This is a genomic window from Flavobacterium flavipigmentatum, from assembly GCF_020911905.1.
In the GTDB taxonomy this organism is placed as follows: Bacteria; Bacteroidota; Bacteroidia; order Flavobacteriales; family Flavobacteriaceae; genus Flavobacterium; species Flavobacterium flavipigmentatum.
The window spans coordinates 3756107-3775428 of sequence record NZ_CP087133.1 but is presented as its reverse complement, the minus strand read 5'-3'; the positions used below and the strand labels follow the sequence as shown (position 1 = coordinate 3775428).

The 19322-nt window shown below is 34.9% G+C and carries 12 protein-coding genes; 1 reads left to right on the top strand and 11 read right to left on the bottom strand.

What is annotated here, in order from left to right; translation table 11 throughout:
• Window positions 1-82 precede the first annotated feature (82 nt).
• From LNP22_RS16045 to LNP22_RS15995, 11 genes are all read right to left on the bottom strand, one after another.
• Entirely contained in the window at window positions 83-2494 is a 2412-nt protein-coding gene (locus LNP22_RS16045; protein ID WP_229974363.1) for an alpha-ketoacid dehydrogenase subunit alpha/beta, read from the bottom strand.
• Window positions 2495-2682: 188 nt separating this feature from the next.
• The gene (locus LNP22_RS16040) at window positions 2683-5433 is read right to left on the bottom strand and encodes a gluzincin family metallopeptidase (RefSeq protein WP_229976396.1); all 2751 of its coding nucleotides are present in this window, start codon (window positions 5431-5433) and stop codon (window positions 2683-2685) included.
• 297 nt (window positions 5434-5730) lie between these two features.
• A complete protein-coding gene (locus LNP22_RS16035) occupies window positions 5731-6459 on the bottom strand; it encodes an LOG family protein (RefSeq protein ID WP_210664842.1) in 729 nt (242 codons plus the stop codon).
• Window positions 6460-6665: 206 nt separating this feature from the next.
• A complete protein-coding gene (locus tag LNP22_RS16030; RefSeq protein WP_229974362.1) occupies window positions 6666-7025 on the bottom strand; it encodes a cupin domain-containing protein in 360 nt (119 codons plus the stop codon).
• A 186-nt stretch (window positions 7026-7211) separates the two neighbouring features.
• Window positions 7212-8309: a hypothetical protein gene (locus tag LNP22_RS16025; protein WP_229974361.1), complete on the bottom strand. Its 1098-nt coding sequence runs from the start codon at window positions 8307-8309 to the stop codon at window positions 7212-7214.
• A 12-nt stretch (window positions 8310-8321) separates the two neighbouring features.
• Window positions 8322-11153, bottom strand: a complete 2832-nt coding sequence (gene uvrA / locus LNP22_RS16020) for an excinuclease ABC subunit UvrA (protein WP_229974360.1) — start codon at window positions 11151-11153, stop codon at window positions 8322-8324.
• Window positions 11154-11252: 99 nt separating this feature from the next.
• Window positions 11253-12206, bottom strand: coding sequence for a Fic family protein (locus LNP22_RS16015; protein ID WP_229974359.1), 954 nt, complete (start codon window positions 12204-12206; stop codon window positions 11253-11255).
• 64 nt (window positions 12207-12270) lie between these two features.
• On the bottom strand, window positions 12271-14055 hold the full coding sequence (locus tag LNP22_RS16010; protein ID WP_229976395.1) for a chloride channel protein: 1785 nt from the start codon (window positions 14053-14055) through the stop codon (window positions 12271-12273).
• 84 nt (window positions 14056-14139) lie between these two features.
• Window positions 14140-15288: a S1 family peptidase gene (locus LNP22_RS16005; protein ID WP_229974358.1), complete on the bottom strand. Its 1149-nt coding sequence runs from the start codon at window positions 15286-15288 to the stop codon at window positions 14140-14142.
• A 110-nt stretch (window positions 15289-15398) separates the two neighbouring features.
• Window positions 15399-17087, bottom strand: a complete 1689-nt coding sequence (ggt, locus tag LNP22_RS16000; protein WP_229974357.1) for a gamma-glutamyltransferase — start codon at window positions 17085-17087, stop codon at window positions 15399-15401.
• Window positions 17084-17668 (bottom strand): acyl carrier protein phosphodiesterase, encoded by a 585-nt coding sequence (locus LNP22_RS15995; protein WP_229974356.1) that lies wholly within the window; start codon window positions 17666-17668, stop codon window positions 17084-17086. Before LNP22_RS15995 ends, ggt begins: the two co-directional genes overlap by 4 nt.
• Window positions 17669-17862: 194 nt before the next feature.
• Here LNP22_RS15995 and glmM point away from each other — a divergent pair, with 194 nt between their 5' ends.
• Complete coding sequence (gene glmM, locus LNP22_RS15990; protein WP_210664836.1) at window positions 17863-19251, top strand: phosphoglucosamine mutase; 1389 nt, start codon at window positions 17863-17865, stop codon at window positions 19249-19251.
• The last annotated feature ends 71 nt before the right edge of the window (window positions 19252-19322 follow it).

Here is a 19322-nt window from a genome sequence, read left to right as displayed (position 1 = left end):
TGTAAAAACCAATCTTTATGGATAAAACGCAAAAAAGCTCCAGAATGTTGGAGCTTTTTTATATTTAAAACCGAATAAATTCTTAGTACAAATCAGGGAATTTAGCAGGATTTGCTTCGTGCATCATGTCGTATACTTTCTCGAAAATATCTTCGGCAGAAGGTTTAGAAAAATAGTCGCCATCTGTACCATAAGCGGGTCTGTGTGCTTTTGCGGTTAACGTTTGGGGCTTGCTGTCTAAATATTTGTAAGCGTCCTGCTCTTCTAAAATTTGTTGTAAAATAAAGGCCGAAGCTCCACCAGGAACATCTTCATCGATTACGAGAAGACGGTTGGTCTTTGTGATACTTTTTACAATATCTTTATTGATATCGAAAGGAAGCAAAGACTGAATGTCGATGACCTCGCAATCTATTCCTAAATCTAGCAATTCTGTTGCAGCCTGCTGTACCAATCTCAAGGTCGAACCATAAGAAACTAGGGTGATATCTGCTCCTTCTTTTAGGGTTTCTATCACACCAATTGGCGTTTTGAATTCGCCGAAATTCAAAGGTGTTTTTTCTTTTAAACGGTATCCATTCAAGCATTCGATCACCAAAGCGGGTTCGTCACATTCTAGCAAAGTGTTATAAAAACCTGCGGCTTGCGTCATATCTCTTGGTACCAAAACATGAATACCGCGAAGGGCGTTGATGATCATTCCCATCGGTGAACCTGAATGCCAGATGCCTTCAAGACGGTGTCCTCGGGTTCTGATGATTAGCGGCGCTTTTTGTTTTCCAACGGTTCTGTATTGTAAAGTGGCCAAGTCGTCACTCATGATCTGAATGGCATATAGCAAATAATCCAGATATTGAATCTCAGCAATCGGGCGTAAACCTCTCAAGGCCATTCCGATTCCCTGACCGATAATTGTGGCTTCACGAATACCAACATCGGCAACACGAAGTTCGCCGTATTTTTCCTGCATGCCTTCTAGACCTTGGTTGACATCGCCAATGTTACCAACATCCTCACCAAAAATCAGAGTTTCTGGATATTTGGTAAACAAAGCATCAAAGTTGTCACGCAAGATCATACGTCCATCCAGATCCGGTTTTGCATTTTCGGCATATTGAGGAAGTACTTTTTGTACCGAAAAAACATTTTTATCAGAGTCAGAATGTAAATGACTGCTAAATCTTGGTTGTGTTATAGCAATATAATTGGTGATCCAGTTGGATAATAGGACTTTACTATTCGGTACTTCGATAAAACGCAATATCTTTCTGGCAATCGTAAGCATTTCCTTTTTTAAAGGTGCCTTGATAGCTTTGATTTCTGAGATATAATTTTGAATTTTATCTTTATGATTAAGGCTTGCCGCCGAAATTTGTTCTAATAAAACAATAAGTTCTTTTTGGTCTTCAATAATCGGATTGATGAATGAATCCCACGCTTCTTTTTTAGCTTCGAGTACTTCTTTTTTTAATTGAAAATCAATTTCAGCCAATTCTTCCGGAGATGCAATATTGATGGCGATCATCCACAAACGCATCTGACGAATACAATCAAAATCTCTCTCCCAAGCCAGTCTGTCGCTGTTTTTGTAACGTTCGTGTGAGCCCGAAGTCGAGTGCCCTTGGGGTTGTGTTAACTCATTGACGTGAATTAATACCGGCACGTGCTGCTCACGTGCAATGGCAGCCGCTCTCTCGTAAGTAGAGACCAACTCGGCATAATCCCAGCCTTTTACTCTAAAAATGTCATACCCGTTTGAGTCTTCATCGCGTTGGTATCCTTTTAGTATTTCAGAGATATTTTCTTTAGTGGTTTGATGTTTGGCGTGAACCGAAATTCCGTACTCATCATCCCATACACTCATTACCATTGGCACTTGTAGTACTCCGGCAGCATTGATAGTTTCAAAAAATAACCCTTCAGAAGTACTGGCGTTTCCTATGGTTCCCCAGGCAATTTCGTTTCCGTTTACAGAAAATTTGTCTTTGGCGGTGATTCCTTCAACATTTCTGTAAATTTTGGATGCCTGCGCCAATCCCAATAATCTTGGCATTTGTCCGGCAGTTGGAGATATATCTGAGCTTGAATTTTTTTGTTTTGTTAAGTCTTTCCACGAACCATCTTCGTTTAAACTATGCGTTACAAAGTGGCCGCCCATCTGTCTTCCGGCAGACATTGGATCAAAATTTAAATCGGTGTGACCGTATAAACCTGCAAAAAATTGCTTAGGTGTAAGTTCGCCAATCGCCATCATAAAAGTTTGGTCACGATAGTAACCAGAGCGGAAATCTCCGTTTTTAAAAGCCTTTGCCATAGCAAGCTGCGGCACTTCTTTTCCGTCACCAAATATTCCAAATTTGGCTTTTCCTGTCAATACTTCTTTACGTCCCAAAAGACTACACTCACGGCTTGTTACTGCAATTTTGTAGTCGTTTAATACTTCTGTTTTAAAATCCTCAAAAGTTAATGTAGTATTGTTTTTTTCTTTAATCATAATCTGGAATGGGTTATGTTGTGATGCAAAAATACTTAAAAAGTATCAATAATCATAATTCATTAAAATAAATATAATTTAATTATTTGCAAGTAAACACTAAAAATAGGCTTCTTTTTTTAAATTATTATCATGCTAATTTGCTTTTAAATAATAATAATTCATGTTTTTATTTAAAATTTATTCAATTAGAACCATTTTCGGGTAAAAAGATTGACTAATGTTTTAGGAGAAAAAGTGACCACAAATCGTATTTTTTCGTTGTATTTATTTTGCGAAATTTCCCAACCATTATTAGAATAGACAGGAAAATAGAGCTCGAAATAGTCCGGAACCAAGTTTAATCGGATGCCGCTATCGTATACAAAAGACTCTTTTTGAGATTTACTTTTCAGGAAACCAACGTCGCCATATGCTTCAATCCAGTTCCAGATAGAATAACTGGCATTAAAAGTCGCCATCCATTGATTGGCATAAGCAGGTTGTAATTTTGATTTAAAACCACCTTCGGCCATCACAAACTGCTGACTGTAAAACCCCGTAGTCTCTGATCTCCCGAAAAGATTATAATCAAACAAATAATCTTTTGGCCTGTCTAATCCAAAACTGTAATAGTCAGAATTGGTTTTGTTATAAAGAAAACTTCCTGCGTATACCCGTAAATTCAACTGATGATTGTTCTCAAATAAATGTCTGAACTCTGTTTCTGCAGCAATTTTTCCAAAGCTGCCCGAAAACTGAACATCGGTCATGAAATTAAAATGATCAATCATTTCTGATTTGGTATTGTAATAGCGTGCATTAAAAATCGAGTAATTTGGTTGCGAATTATCAGTTATAAAAGCACTTTTTTCTCGATTCACGCCTACATGACGCAACATGATCAGTTGCCTGTGGTTGTCTCTAAAATCATTTTCCCTAATGCGTAGCTGAATCATCGTATTCAGTTTTAGATAAGTAGCATCGGGTGCGTAATGAAAGTAATTCTCACTGACAGAATATTTTACATTATAAAGACGGCTATTTCTAAAATTTTGGATGAATGTAAAGGCCGAAGAACTCGAAATGGTTTTGGCATTTAGCGAATACGAAGGATTGATATCAAAATTGAAAGGCTTGTCGAGAATGGTTTTGTTATGAAAACGAATTCCAGGCGAGAAACCATCGTACAAATTGTAGGTAAGCGTTGGGATGTACAAAATTTGATTGTAGTAAGGATCTTCGAGGTCTTTGGCAAAATTAAATTTTATAGGTCGATCTGTAATCGCTAAATTTTTGAGTGATTTCCAGTTGTTTCTTAAGTTGTATTCGGGAACTTCGTTCTCGTAATTCAAAACTATTTTATCAGCATTTTTTCTTTCTAAAGTATAAATAGAATCTTTAGTTTTGGGCTCAATCCATTGCTTAAAAACCACTTGATTTTTTTGGATTCCGTATATCGGAATCGGAGCGTAATGTCCTGTTTTGTTTTTTAATGAAAACTGAATACTGTCTTTGTTTCTCGAAACATTCGAAAATTTATAATCGATGAGGTCTCTGGAATTGATAATAGTGCTAAAAAACCAATCGATATTATTGGTGCTGTTTTGAGTCACAATTTTCTCAAAATCAAATCTAGTCGTTTGCGAATTTTGATTTAAATCATAAAATTCCTGTATGCTTTTGTTGACAATGTCATGATTGAGGTAATTGTCAAGATAACTAAAACTAAGGCCTGCACGATATTTACTTGCAATTTGCTCGTTAAATTTTATCAGACTATTTTTTGGATTGCCAAGTGGCTGATCGAGGTTTTTTCTCGCCATCAGCATATAATAATAACTGTATTGCTCATTAAAAGTAAGATTGACAATATTATAGCTTTTTAAGATTTTTAGATCAGAGAGGCTTCCCAGCATCTTTTGGTCTAAATGATTTTCTTCCATGTATTTCATCATGGTATAAATCTGAATTCCATCATACAACCAATTATCTTTTCTGGGGTCTAGACGTAAAGTGTTTCTCAAATAGGTATTGAGATAAGTCTTAAAAAAAGTAATTTCAAAAACAAATTCATCAGAAAACGGGCTAATAAATGAGGGTAATTGGTTCAAGCCATAAAACTGATTTCGGTCGTAATCAGTTTGTGAAACAGTAATTTTTTCGTACGGATATTTACCAATAAAAGCACTCACAAAAGAAACCGCTCTGTTGATAATAATAGCTTTCTGAATCTCACTGAGTTTCTTACTTTTCATATTTGTGACCACTTCTAGCGAGTTGTTTTCGTAGCTTTTAAAGCTATTTTGTTTTTCGATAAAAAGGCTAAAATCGGTTCTGTTTTTTCCTGTAAAGAAATAGGAACCATCTAAATTAGTGGTTTCGTTTTTAGCAACCGAATTCAGATCTGTGGTTATGGCGTAACCAATTGGAATTTTGATCTCAACATCATAATCTGTAACAGCATTGGCAATATCATCAATGTTGAGATTGTTGTATTTTACAAATTGATGATTGTCAAAGCGTGCAGGGCTTAGAAACCAGTTTTTTAAAATCATTCCGCCGCTTGCCGTGTAGCCATAACGTGTAAATTTGTCACTCGGAATTTTTACAACGTAATTCAAATGCAGTGCTACTTTTTGTTTAGGAAGTAATTTTTGATTTAGTTGTATGGTTATAATATCAGGGTTTTGCTCGGTTCTTTCCCACTCAAGGGTAGTATTTCCTTCGCCGGAAACTTTCAAAATGGTGGTATTGCCACGTTCTTTTTCATTAGCAAGATGAAAACCTTTATAAAATTCATCCGAAAAGCGTTTTGCGAGCGGCGTATTTTTACCCGAATACGCATTATTCCAATCATTCAAAATAATAGTTTCCAAAGAATCATTTGAATCATTATAAAACGTGATGTCTTGTTGTATATTTAATGTTTTAAGCTCAAAATTTACCGCAACCTCCATTTTAGAATGATGCTGTGCATACTGTTTTAAAGAACTCAATAAAACGAGGGCAAAAAGAATAATTTTATAAAATGATTTCAATTTTGGTTATAAAAAGATGGTGATACTAAATTTACGTTCATAAATTAGTTTTGGTTTTTTGTAAAAATAATATAAAAAATGAATTTTTAACCGCAAAGGACGCAAAGTATTTAGACAAAGGTTTTATAAAACGAAAGTTCGCAAAGCGGTATTTGCTTTGCGAACTTTGTAAATTGTAGGTTATAAAATCTTTGCTTCCTTTGCGGTTAAAAAAAACTAGAAATTCGGACTCAAATCATATTTCTTGTAGAATTTATCCAAGACATCAACTACTTCATCTTCAGTGTCAACGATCTTAAATAAGTTTAAATCATCTGGACTTACGGTTTGCATTTTTTCGACCAAAACCGTTTTTACCCAATCAATTAGCCCTGACCAGAATTCTACGCCAACTAATATAATAGGGAATTTTCCAATTTTTTTCGTCTGAATCAAGGTAATCGCTTCAAACATTTCATCCAATGTTCCAAAACCTCCAGGCATTACTACAAAACCTTGCGAATACTTTACAAACATTACTTTTCTAACAAAAAAGTAGTCAAAATTCAGGTTTTTATCGTGATCGATATACGGGTTAAAATGCTGTTCAAAAGGCAATTCAATATTCAATCCAACCGAAATTCCGCCACCCAAATGAGCGCCTTTATTTCCGGCTTCCATAATTCCTGGGCCACCGCCCGTAATCACGCCATAACCGGCTTTACTAATTTTATAAGCAATTTTTTCGGCCAACAAATAGTATTTGTCCTCTGGTTTTGTTCTTGCCGAACCAAAAATTGATACACATGGGCCAATACGCCCCATACTTTCATAACCGTTTACAAACTCGGCCATGATCTTAAAAATCGCCCAGCTGTCATTGGTTCTAATCTCATTCCACGTTTTTTGTTTCAAACGATCCTGAATTACCTTATCCTCATCGTTATCAAAATCTTCTAATCTCATTTTAGATATTTTAATTATTTATATTTTTATTTCTAGCTGTGTGTTTTAAAATTGTCATCCTAAGCATAGTCAAAGCAAGGAGCTATTTCCTGCTGTACACTATATCTTTTGTGGTGAACCCCACCACAAAAGGATGCCGTTCCCATCAGGGCTAGGACAGTCGTTTTCAAAAAGAAATTTGGTTTTACAAAACGAAGAATTTTTTATTAATACGTTTGTTCTTCAATTGACTTCGTAATGTTGCTTTTAACTTTTCCGGTATGTTCTGTAGTTTTAGATTCGATAAGCATTATAGAACATTCCTCAACCGATGAAACCCTATGATTTACGCCTTTTTTGACCACAAATAAATCACCTTTCTTCATAGTGAATGATGGCTCGTTTTCAATTTCCATCAAGAGTTCACCCTCGACGATATAAAATAATTCATCTTCATTTTCGTGATTGTGCCACGGAACTTCCTGACCTTTTATTTTAGCAACTTTAATATATTGATCGTTTACTTCATCAATTATTTTAGGAGAAAAATATTGGTCAACGTTACTAAATTTTTCTTTTAGATTCATAGATTTTATATTAACCTTTGTCAAAATCAAATAATGTTTAACAAAAACGGCTAGCTAAATTAGGACTTTTTTTAAGAATTGCCACAAAAATGAAGATTTATTAATGTATAAAAAGTAGTGAGATAAGTTTGTTTTATAAATGTATATTGATTATCAGTTATCTGTGAGGTGAAAAAGTACTATTTTTTAATAATAATTTATTTTTCTTGTCATTTTAGTATCGAGAGATCCATTTTTAAAAAATACAATAGTTGTCCAGTTATTATTTATATCATATTGATAAGTGTATTTTGCAGTAAACATATTTTCATTGCTCTCCTTATCTGTTAATATATCAGATATAACATTATTATTTTTATCGTATTTGCATTTTCGAATTGCTCCATCATAAGTAAATTCAATAATATTATTGTTAATGTCAAATTTAAAGCTATCAGTATTAGAATTGTCAAATTGCATAGTAGTAGTGATGAAGTTAATTCTACTAAAATTGTCATATATTAGACTAGTCGATTTTTCTTTACTTTTATCTGTAATAAATTGATCAAATTTCGAAATTTCTCCTTTTTTGTTTAGGTAATAAACATTTTTCTTGAAATTAGAATCAATTGATAGTGAATCCTTTTTCAATTCCTTTGTATAATGATTATTATGCTTAAAATAATAAATTTTTTCTGTTATCAAATTATTTTCATGCTCATAAACAGATAAATATCCTTCAATATAAGGAATGTTTTCTACGATGCTGTAACGATACATTTTTACTAATTTATTTTTTTCTAGATATTCATAATCTTCAATTTGTATTTTATAATTTTTTTGTTTTAAATCATAATTAGTCAAGGATTTTCTTATGATGTTTTGGTTTTGATCGTATACAATACTATCTATAGAAAATACTCTTTCTGACTTGTCATTTCTAATTTCGTATTTTTTTCTTATGATGATTTCTTTAGAATAATTAAATGTGATTTTTTCGTTTCTATAAAAATCCTCAGTCATCGCTATTTTACCTTCAGGGGTAAATTCTAATGAACAAGCTTTTGTATTATCGTCATTATAATAATAGCTAATGTTTTTAATAGGTTTCCCTTTTTTTAAATTTAAGTCTTCTAAGGTGACAGGAAAATAAGCTTCATTAAGTACCTGATAATTTAGTGTGGGATTAATTTTGAAATCTTTTGTTTCAACTCTATAGTGATCTTTGGGATAATTAAAAGTTTCTATTTGTTGACTAAATATAGTATGACTTATAAATAGTAAAGTGAAAAAGATTTTCTTCATAAATTTAAATTGTTATTCCAATTCTTTTTTCAAAAATTTAGCCGTGTGGCTCTTCTTGCTTTTTGCCACTTCTTCAGGAGTTCCTTTGGCGATCAATTCTCCGCCGCCTTTTCCACCTTCAGGACCAATATCGATAATATAATCAGCAAGTTTTATAACATCCATATTATGTTCAATTACCAAGATGGTATTGCCTTTGTCTACCAGTTTATTAATTACATCCATCAAAACACGAATGTCTTCAAAATGCAATCCCGTAGTGGGTTCATCCAAAATATAAAACGTATTTCCAGTGTCTTTTTTAGACAATTCTCCTGCCAATTTGATGCGTTGTGCCTCACCGCCAGAAAGCGTTGTACTTTGCTGCCCAAGTGTAATATAGCCTAAACCAACATCCTGAATCGTTTTTACTTTTCGATAAATTTTCGGAATATTTTCAAAAAACGGAACCGCCTCATCCACCGTCATATTCAAAACATCCGAAATAGATTTTCCTTTGTATCGAATTTCTAAAGTTTCTCTGTTAAAACGTTTTCCCTGACAGGTTTCGCATTCTACATAAACATCGGGAAGAAAGTTCATTTCAATGGTTCTAACTCCCGAACCTTCACAGGTTTCGCAGCGTCCGCCTTTTACATTAAAACTAAAACGACCCGCTTTGTAACCGCGAATCATACTTTCTGAAGTCATGGTAAACAAGTTTCTAATTTCGGTAAAAACTTCTGTATATGTGGCAGGATTCGATCGAGGTGTTCTCCCAATCGGACTCTGGTCAATATCAATTACTTTGTCAATATGTTCTAGGCCTTCAATTTTTTTATAAGGTTGCGGTTTTTTGACACCATTAAAATAATACGCGTTCAAAATAGGGTAGAGGGTCTCGTTTATCAAAGTCGATTTTCCGCTGCCAGAAACTCCCGTAACACAAATTAATTGTCCTAGAGGCAATTCGATCGAAACATTTTTCAGGTTGTTTCCTGTCGCGCCAGTAAGTTTCATAAACTTTCCATTGCCTTTGCGTCTTTCTTTCGGAATCTCCAATTTCATTGTTCCGTTCAAATATTGTGCGGTAATGGTATTTGATTTTAAAGTTTCTGCAGGCGTTCCGATACTAATGATTTCTCCACCATATTTACCGGCTTTTGGCCCAATATCGATAACATAATCGGCTCGCTCAATCATATCTTTGTCGTGTTCTACCACAATAACAGAATTTCCTATGTCACGCAATTGCTCCAAAGAATGAATCAATTTTTCATTGTCTCTTTGGTGCAAACCAATGCTTGGTTCATCCAAAATATATAAAACACCTACCAATTGCGAACCAATTTGTGTGGCCAGACGAATACGCTGTGCCTCACCACCCGAAAGCGATTTTGAACTTCGGCTTAAAGCCAAATAATTCAAACCAACATTCATCAAAAAGTTCAGTCGGTCTTTGATTTCTTTTACCACTTCAGAAGCAATCAAAAGCTGTTTGTCTGATAAATGTGTGTTAAGATCTTGAAACCAGGCTGTCAAATCAGAAATATCCATATCACACAATTCGGTGATGTTTTTTTCATTTACTCTAAAAAACTGCGCTTCTTTTTTCAAACGTGAACCATCACAAACAGGGCAGTTGATCTCGTCCATGAAATCTTTTGCCCAGCGTTTTATGGTTGTCGAAGCGCTTTCGTCATATTGATTTTTGATGAAATTAGAGATTCCTTCAAAGTCTATTTTATAATCACGCGTAATGCCTAAATCTTTAGAATTTACCGTAAATTTATCTTTTCCGCCATGTAAAATCATTTGCATGGCTTCTTCTGGAATTTTCTCAATCGGGTCTGTTATTTTAAAACCAAATTTTTCTCCAATAACTTCCAATTGTTTAAAGATCCAAGACGATTTGTATTCGCCAAGCGGAGCAAAACCACCGCTTTTAATCGATAATTTTGGATTTGGAATAATTTTTTGAACATTGATTTCGTGAACCGTTCCCAATCCGTTACAATGTGGGCAAGCTCCTTTTGGTGAGTTGAAAGAAAATAAATTCGGTTCAGGATTTTGATAGGATATTCCTGTAGATGGACACATTAAATTTCTACTAAAATAACGTACTTCGTTGCTATCCTGATCCAAAATCATCAATACATTTTCTCCATGATGCATGGCGGTATTGATACTTTCAGATAAACGTTTCTGATTGTCTTCACTGTCTTCAACCAACATTCTGTCTACGACAATTTCAATGTCATGGGTTTTATAACGGTCAAGTTTCATTCCTGAAACCAAATCTTGTACTTCGCCATTTACGCGAACTTTTAAGAAACCTTGCTTGGTAATTTGCTGAAAAAGTTCGGCATAATGACCTTTTCTAGCCTTAATAACTGGAGCCAGAATATTGATTCGTTTTCCGCTAAAGTCCTGAATTATCAGATCTTTAATTTGCTCATCAGAATACGATACCATTTTTTCGCCGGTATTGTAACTGTAAGCATCAGCGCCTCTCGCATACAGAAGCCTTAAAAAATCGTATATTTCGGTGATGGTTCCTACAGTAGAACGTGGACTTTTACTGGTCGTTTTTTGTTCGATAGCAATCACAGGCGAAAGCCCATCGATTTTGTCAACATCGGGACGTTCTAAACCGCCCAAAAATTGTCTGGCATAAGCCGAAAAAGTTTCTACATAACGACGCTGTCCTTCGGCATAAATCGTGTCAAATGCCAAAGATGATTTTCCAGAACCTGATAAACCAGTAATGACTACTAGTTTCTCACGCGGAATAGAAATATCGATATTTTTTAGATTATGAACTCTTGCGCCAAGAACTTCAATGGTATTGTCTTTTTCTAACATAAATTTGAGCAAAAAGCAAAGTTACCATTTTGATTTATTCTTTTGATACTAGAGGCAAAAGTTTATGTTACAATTAGTAACAAAAAACGCCAACCTAAGTTAGCGTTTTCTTTTTCGGTTAAGCATATATTCTTCGATGGCTTCTTTGGTGGTGTACCAATTTCGACCTTCCTTATAAGCGTCAATTTTGCCTGTTCTGGCCAGTAAACTAACATACTCCTGACCATAAGGAGTTTCCGGCTCGCTTACGATATCAGAAATTTTTTGATAATCGTTATCATTTCCAGGCATTGCACTTAGATAGATGTTCAGTGTGCGCTCAAGAGCCTGACACATCAAAAGCATTAATTTTTGATAATTGCTGTTGTTGGCCTGATTGAGTGCTTCGTAGTATTTCTTTTGGTCATTTTTAAGGATAATGGCAGGAGGAAAACCGCACCGCATCAATAATAAATTCATGCTTAAACGCACTGTACGACCGTTGCCATCAAAAAAAGGATGTATCCAAACTAGTTTATGATGAAAAATAGTTGCCAGCTCGATATCATTTAAGTTTAAAGGATTTGTGTTAATAAAATCAATTAATTCGTCTAAATAATCCGAAACTTTATTCGCATTTGGAGGCATAAAATTTGCTCCGGAAATACGAACACCACCATTGCGTAATCGTCCTGCAAAATCATCTTCGATAGAACGTAAAACCAATCCGTGAATCGAAAGAATATCGATGCTTCGGAGCTTGTAATGTTCATCGACAATAGCATAAAGATAGTCGATGGCTTTGTCGTGATTATGGGTTTCGAAATGCTCTCGAAGCGATTTTCCTTTGATGGTAATGCCTTCCTGAATGACCATTTGGGTTTCGCGCAAGCTCATAGTGTTTCCTTCGATACTGTTTGAATTGTAGGTCCATTCTAATGATAAACTCTCGCGAATTTTATTCAAAGCGATATTGGGCAATGGTCTGCTATTTTGCAAATCCTGCCTTTTTTGGTACAATCTTTCAAAAGTCGATTGAAAATCAGTTCTGTATGTTAGGTCTATGTTCCACATTACAAAACAAATGTAATTCTTAATATCGGATAATCCAAATAATTAACCTATCCGATATTAAGGGTTATTCAATGGTCATAGAACGTAATTTGGTTCTGTAGGCTTCCAGAGCTATAGATTTAGAAATAAAGCCGAAATACTTGTCGTTGCGAAGTACCGGAATAAAAGCCGATTTAGATTTTTCGAATTTACTCATCACAATTTCCATGTTATCATAAGAGTAAATCGTGGCTGGTGGAGTTTTCATAACATCCTTTATCAAAGTATATTTTACTCTGTAGGAGTTGAATATAATTTCTCTAATATCATTAAAATGCACGATGCCCAGAAGATCCTTTTCATTATTTATAACAGGAAAAACAACTTGATTAGAATGCGAAATAAGATCTACCAATTTGCTCAGACTTTCTTCCGGAGCAACTGTTAAATAATCGGTTTGGATGATAGTATCAATATCCAAAGTCGAAAGAATATTAGAATCTTTATTGCTGGTAAAGGCGTGCCCTTTTTTCGCGAGTCCTTTTACATCTAGAGAATGTTTTTCAAATCTTTTTGAAATAGCAAAACTAATAGATGAAATAATCATTAGCGGAATCATTAATCCGTAACCTCCTGTTATTTCGGCAATTAAGAAGATGGCGGTTAATGGAGCATGAAATAATCCGCTCAAAATTCCAGCCATTCCAACCATAGTAAAATTACTTACAGGCAAATTGGCAAGCCCTGTCATGTTGACTAATTTAGAAAAAAAGTATCCTAAATACGAACCTAAAAATAGAGCAGGAGCAAAGTTTCCTCCGTTTCCTCCACTACCAATAGTAAGTCCTGAAGCAAAGACTTTTACCATCATGGTAAGTCCCACAAATATAAGCAATACCCAACTGTTGTTTTGGTAGCGGCTAAAAAGAGTGTTTTCTAATAACTTGCCGGGGTCACTTTCAGACAAGGTTTTGATGCTTTCGTATCCCTCACCAAATAGTGTTGGAAAAATAAAAATGAGTAAAGCCAATAATGAAGCGCCAAATAGTGCTTTTTTGTAAGGACTCATTTTTAAATGTGAAAAATAATGTTCTGTTTTTTGAAAATTTCGAGCATAATAAATCGCGACTAAACCAGTTAATACGCCTAAAATTATATAAAAAGGAATATTATGATAATCAAATGTTTGCTGTGTTTTGAAGGAAAGAAGTATTGTCTCGTCTAACAAAATAGCCGAAACCAAGGCACCCGTAGCAGCAGAAATCATAATAGGTGTAAAAGCTGATATACTCACATCTACAAGTAAAACTTCTATAGCAAAAAGAACACCAGCAATTGGTGCGTTAAAAGCAGCCGAAATTCCTGCTGCAACCCCGCAACCGATGAGTAATGTTCGATCTTTATATGGAAGTTTATAATTTTGAGCATAATTAGAGCCAAAAGCAGCACCCGTAATAACGATCGGGCTTTCTAAACCAGCAGATCCTCCGAGGCCAACAGTCAGAGAGCTGGTGACAATTTGAGCATACATTTGCTTTTTCGGAATGATACTTGCTTTTTTTGCAACAGCATATAAAATTTGAGAAGTACCTTTTTGAATACTTCCGTTTAAGACTTTTTTTACGACAAAAACAGTCAGTAAAATACCAATTATAGGAAGGATACTATTGATGAAACTAATTTTTAATATTCCGTTTATGTATGTAGCAAATGAAAAGACGCTGTGTGCAAAAGTCTTTAAAACGATTACAGCCAGTGCACACGATATACCAACCAGAACACTTGATAAAAAAATAAATTGCTTTGGTGTCAATATAGATTGAGCCAAAGCAATTATGCTTTCTAGTTTTCGGAAATATTTTTTCAAGATTATTTTTTAAAAAGTTAGATATATTGCAAATTTAGCTTTTTAATCAATAAAATAAGGCTATTACAACTTCTTTGTGAAAAACAACTACTGAATTAGCGCCGCTGCATGTTTGGCAACGATGCCAAAATTGTACCCTTGTGCAGCATCATATCCAGCATAGTTTACAGCAATAAGTTGCCCACATTCGTTAAAAACAGGCGATCCGCTTGCTCCATGAGTAGAGGTTACATTGTACTGTAAACTCACACCATCAGATTCTTTATTGATCTGACCTTCATATATTTGAACTTTTATACCGCGACGTGTGTTGGCAAGTGTCATTCCCATAGGATAACCAATCAAAATAGCATTTGTACCCGGTTTGATATGAGAATCATCTGTTACAGCATTCTCCAAATCGACGATATTCGTCACCGATCCTGGTAATGTTTCGCTATTTAATTGTAAAACTGCCACATCTACTTCTTCACCATCGGCAATTTTATATACTTTGCATTTTAGCCAATCTTCTTTAGAGCCGTGAAGTGCAACACTAATTTCAACAGTTTTTGGCGTAATCGTTATGTCATCTACTTTTATATAATTCACCACTTTTTCTGGAGTTACTGCCTCTTCTGCGCTACTATCATTGCTTGTATTTTCAGAATTATCGCTTGCAACTACTGCGGTAGAATCTACAGTTTTTGGAGTCTCTGTCTGAACTACTTCTTCAGATTCCTCTTCATAATCCCCCTCTTCACCTTCATAATACGAATTCCAGTTTTTCTCTATAAAAGCTTTATAATCTTCGGCTTTTATAGAATCAGGTAAAACTGCGGCAATATGTTCTTTTAGATAACTGTAAGAATTTTTAGTTTCGTCACCATACAACCACGGTTCTGCCACATGATGATTGGTGACAATTTTTCCATCCTCTGATACAAAAAATCCTGTTCCAGAAATTGTTTTTGGCGCTAAAGTGCTGTCATCAACTTCAATTTGAAAAGGTTCTGACCCTTTGATACTAATTTCCAGTGCATAAGTATGTTTGACCAATACAACAGCATCTTTAAATTTTTCATAAATTTCTGTCTGACCGTTTAGGCAAACGACTTCTTTTTTGTTGTATTTAGCCCATATTTTGGGGATAAAAGCAACTCCAAGTACTACAATAATGGCTATCGTAATACCAATTTTTATTTTTTTTGAATTCTTAGTGGGTTGTTTTTCTTCTGAAAAAGATTCTTCGGACATATTAGGTTTTTGTTTGGTTTTGGCTGTAAATTTAATAAAAAAAAGATTTCATTTTCTAAAAATTAAAAACTCTTATTTCTCTAAATTTTCGAAAAAAATAAGAGATAAATTTAAAATCCAACGGCGGTATCATCGCCCCGAAAATCTGCTCCGCCTTCAAGGGTATTATTAGGCAAAACCAGTATAGCATCCAGTTTTCCAATTACTGGAGTTGCTTTTTCATTGATCAAATAACCTTTTGCTTTAAGGGCATCAATTGTTTTTGTGTCGAAAGTATTGGGCTCAAAAGTAATAAGGTCAGGCAGCCACTGATGGTGAAAACGAGGGGCATTTACCGCCTCCTGTATGCTTAATTTGTATTCATACACATTTAGAATCGCCTGTAAAACAGTGGTTATAATAGTAGAGCCTCCCGGAGAACCCAAAACCATAAAAAGTTTTCCGTTTTTCTCAACAATAGTCGGTGTCATAGAGCTTAACATTCGTTTTTGAGGAGCAATACTATTGGCTTCATTTCCTACTAATCCAAACATATTTGGCGCACCCGGTTTGGCGCTAAAATCATCCATTTCGTTATTCAAAAAGAAACCCAATTCATCACAATAATATTTAGAACCATAACCATCATTGATCGTTGTTGTGGCTGCAACGGCATTTCCCTGAGCATCTACAATAGAATAATGTGTGGTTTCAAGGCTTTCATTATAATTTATTTTTCCTTCTTTTATTTCAGAGGATAAACTGGCTTTTTCAGGATTAAAAGTAGCCATTCTGCCTTTTAAATAAGCATCATCCAATAAAGCTTTTACAGGAATTTTTACAAAATCAGGATCGCCCAAAAACTGACTTCTATCAGCATACGCTCTTCTTTCTGCTTCTACAATTACCTGAATAGAAGCCGCTGTATTGTGCCCCATTTGTGCCAAATCATAAGGCGCAATCATCTTTAGTATTTGACCTAAACAAATACCACCGCTGCTTGGTGGAGACATTGAAGTTATTTTTAAATCTTTATAAGCAAATTGCAAAGGTTTTCTCCATTTTGCTTCATATTTTGCTAAATCTTCAAGTGTAATGATACCGCCTCTTTTTTGAAGATAATCAACTAATATTTGAGCTGTTTTTCCTTTATAAAACTCATCTCTGCCGTTTTTTAAAATCCTTTTCAATGTTTCGGCTAAAGCCAAATATTTAATGGTATCATTTTTTTTAAATTCGGTTGACAAAAGTGTCTTCGGACCATTGATTTTCACTATGGCAGCGCGGTAATCGTTCATGCTTTTTTCTTGTTTTTCGGTGACGATCACGCCTTTTTCTGCAAGAGCAATTACTGGTTTTAGAATTTCAGACATGGGCAAAGAACCTAATTTTTTGTGTACTGCAAAAACTCCTGCAACTGTTCCGGGTATACCTATTGCCAGAGCTGTTTCGGTACTTTTTCCTTTAATGACATTGCCGTCTTTATCCAAAAACATGTCTTTTGTTGCTGCCAAAGGTGCTTTCTCTCGATAATCCAGCGAACCTACTTCACCATTTGCTTTTCGATAGACCATAAAACCGCCACCGCCTATGTTTCCTGCAAAAGGAAAAGCCACGGCCAGCGCCAGTTCTGTACCTACCATTGCATCAAAAGCATTGCCTCCTTTTTTCATGATCTCAACGCCAATTTGTGATGCTTCTTGTCGGGCAGAAACCACCATAGCTTTGGTAACCACTAGTCCTGTTGGTTTTGTGGTAGTTTGCTGCGCAATACAACCTACATAAATTAGGCTTAATATAAGTGTTTTGATCTTTTTCATAAAGAAAGTAGTTTTTGTTTTGAATGTTGTCGTAAATCTTCAAAAAACAAGGTAAATTCTTGTTCAAATTCAGTGTAAAATGTTACTAATTCTTCACTGGCAAATTGCATTTTCGATTCGTTTTTAGAACGTCTGTCCATTTGAGTCAGAATCCGATGAATTCCTTCAATGGTTTGATAACTTAAAAGCCAGTTTTGCTCAATCATGTAAGGCATCATTCCTTTTGTTTTCTCTGTTAAAATATCATAATTTTGGTGCAATGAAGCATAAAATTTATTGATAAATTCTTCCAGATTTTCATCGGAATATTTTGTCCAGTTTTTCGCCAAAAAGTGATCGTAAACGATATCTACAATCACACCCGAATAGTGGTGGTATTTTTCGTGTAATCTTTTAGTACTTTGTCTAAAAATATCGTGCGAATCGGTATAAGTGTCAATTGATCGGTGCAAAATAATTCCTTTTTGTACATCTTCCGGAAAATGTTCAAATTGTTTACCTCGAATTCCATCGGCCATAAAATTGCCGATTTTTATCAAATCATTGTCACCAGACAGGTAAATGTGCGCTAAAAAATTCATTGTTTTTGGTGTTACAAAGCGTTTTATATTCAAATTTGTGCGCTTTATGATTGTAAATGTATAAAATTTCTTTCATAAATTGTATGCTGCATGTTTTAAGCATACAATATGTTTTTCAAAACTTAATCCCTTATTATCTTCAGTTACTGAGCAACTTTTTTATATTTGTAAAACAATAAATATAACTCAAAAAAATGACTTTAATAAAATCAATTTCAGGTATACGAGGTACTATTGGAGGAAAAGTAGGGGATAACCTGACTCCTGTTGATGCTGTAAAATTTGCTTCGGCTTACGGTACTTTTCTTAAAAATAATTCTCCAAAAGAAAAATTAACCGTTGTAATTGGTCGTGATGCCAGAATTTCGGGGCCTATGATTCATAATTTGGTGGTCAATACATTAATTGGTTTAGGAATTAATGTCATCGATTTAGGCCTTTCGACCACACCAACCGTAGAAGTTGCCGTGCCTTTAGAAAAAGCAGATGGCGGAATTATTTTGACAGCTTCCCACAATCCAAAACAATGGAATGCCCTGAAATTATTAAACGAAAAAGGAGAATTTTTGAGTGGCGACGATGGTGCTAAAATCCTTGAAATAGCAGAAGCAGAAGCTTTTGATTTTTCGGATGTGGATAGTTTAGGCGAAATTACTTCGAATGATGCTTACATGGATATTCATATTGATGAAGTTTTGAATTTGCCATTGGTAGATATTGAAGCCGTAAAAGCAGCAAAATTTAAGGTAGTGGTTGATGGCGTAAATTCGTCAGGGGGAATTATCATTCCTAAATTATTAGAATTGATGGGCGTAGAAGTAGTAAAATTATACTGCGAACCAAACGGTCATTTCCCTCATAATCCGGAGCCTTTAAAAGAACATTTAACCGATATCTCGGAATTGGTTGTCAAAGAAAAAGCACATTTAGGAGTTGTTGTTGATCCCGATGTAGATCGTTTGGCTTTTATTTGCGAAGATGGAGAAATGTTTGGAGAAGAATATACTTTGGTGGCTTGCGCCGATTTTGTTTTGGGTAAAACTCCTGGCAATACCGTTTCGAATATGTCATCTTCTCGCGCATTGCGTGATGTAACCGTTGCTCATAAAGGAAATTATGAGGCTAGTGCAGTAGGTGAGGTGAATGTAGTAGAATTAATGAAAAAAAATAAAGCAATTATCGGCGGTGAAGGTAATGGCGGAATCATTTATCCAGAGTTGCATTACGGGCGCGACAGTTTGGTTGGAGTGGCTTTATTTCTAACACATTTGGCACAGAAAAAAATGTCGGTTTCTGCTTTAAGAGCTTCTTATCCGGAGTATTATATGAGCAAAAATAAAATTGAATTGACACCTCAAATTGATGTTGACGCTATTTTGATAGCGATGACAGAAAAATACAAAAATGAGGATATTACAACAATTGATGGTGTAAAAATTGATTTTGCCACAGAGTGGGTACATTTAAGAAAATCAAATACAGAACCTATCATTCGTATTTACACTGAAGCTCCTTCGCAAGAAAAAGCAGATGTTTTGGCACTTCGAATTATAGACGAAATAAAAGCAATAGCTGGAATTTAATCTTTATAAATGCATTCAATAAAAAAACTCTTTCATTGGTTTGAAAGAGTTTTTTTGTGTCAACTATTTTA

Coding starts and splice junctions, on each gene's coding strand:
- LNP22_RS16045 (WP_229974363.1), bottom strand. CDS start 2,494: ATGATTAAAGAAAAAAACAATACTACATTAACTTTTGAGGATTTTAAA.
- uvrA (WP_229974360.1), bottom strand. CDS start 11,153: ATGTTAGAAAAAGACAATACCATTGAAGTTCTTGGCGCAAGAGTTCAT.
- LNP22_RS16025 (WP_229974361.1), bottom strand. CDS start 8,309: ATGAAGAAAATCTTTTTCACTTTACTATTTATAAGTCATACTATATTT.
- LNP22_RS16030 (WP_229974362.1), bottom strand. CDS start 7,025: ATGAATCTAAAAGAAAAATTTAGTAACGTTGACCAATATTTTTCTCCT.
- LNP22_RS16040 (WP_229976396.1), bottom strand. CDS start 5,433: ATGGAGGTTGCGGTAAATTTTGAGCTTAAAACATTAAATATACAACAA.
- glmM (WP_210664836.1), top strand. CDS start 17,863: ATGACTTTAATAAAATCAATTTCAGGTATACGAGGTACTATTGGAGGA.
- LNP22_RS16005 (WP_229974358.1), bottom strand. CDS start 15,288: ATGTCCGAAGAATCTTTTTCAGAAGAAAAACAACCCACTAAGAATTCA.
- LNP22_RS16015 (WP_229974359.1), bottom strand. CDS start 12,206: ATGTGGAACATAGACCTAACATACAGAACTGATTTTCAATCGACTTTT.
- LNP22_RS16035 (WP_210664842.1), bottom strand. CDS start 6,459: ATGAGATTAGAAGATTTTGATAACGATGAGGATAAGGTAATTCAGGAT.
- ggt (WP_229974357.1), bottom strand. CDS start 17,087: ATGAAAAAGATCAAAACACTTATATTAAGCCTAATTTATGTAGGTTGT.
- LNP22_RS15995 (WP_229974356.1), bottom strand. CDS start 17,668: ATGAATTTTTTAGCGCACATTTACCTGTCTGGTGACAATGATTTGATA.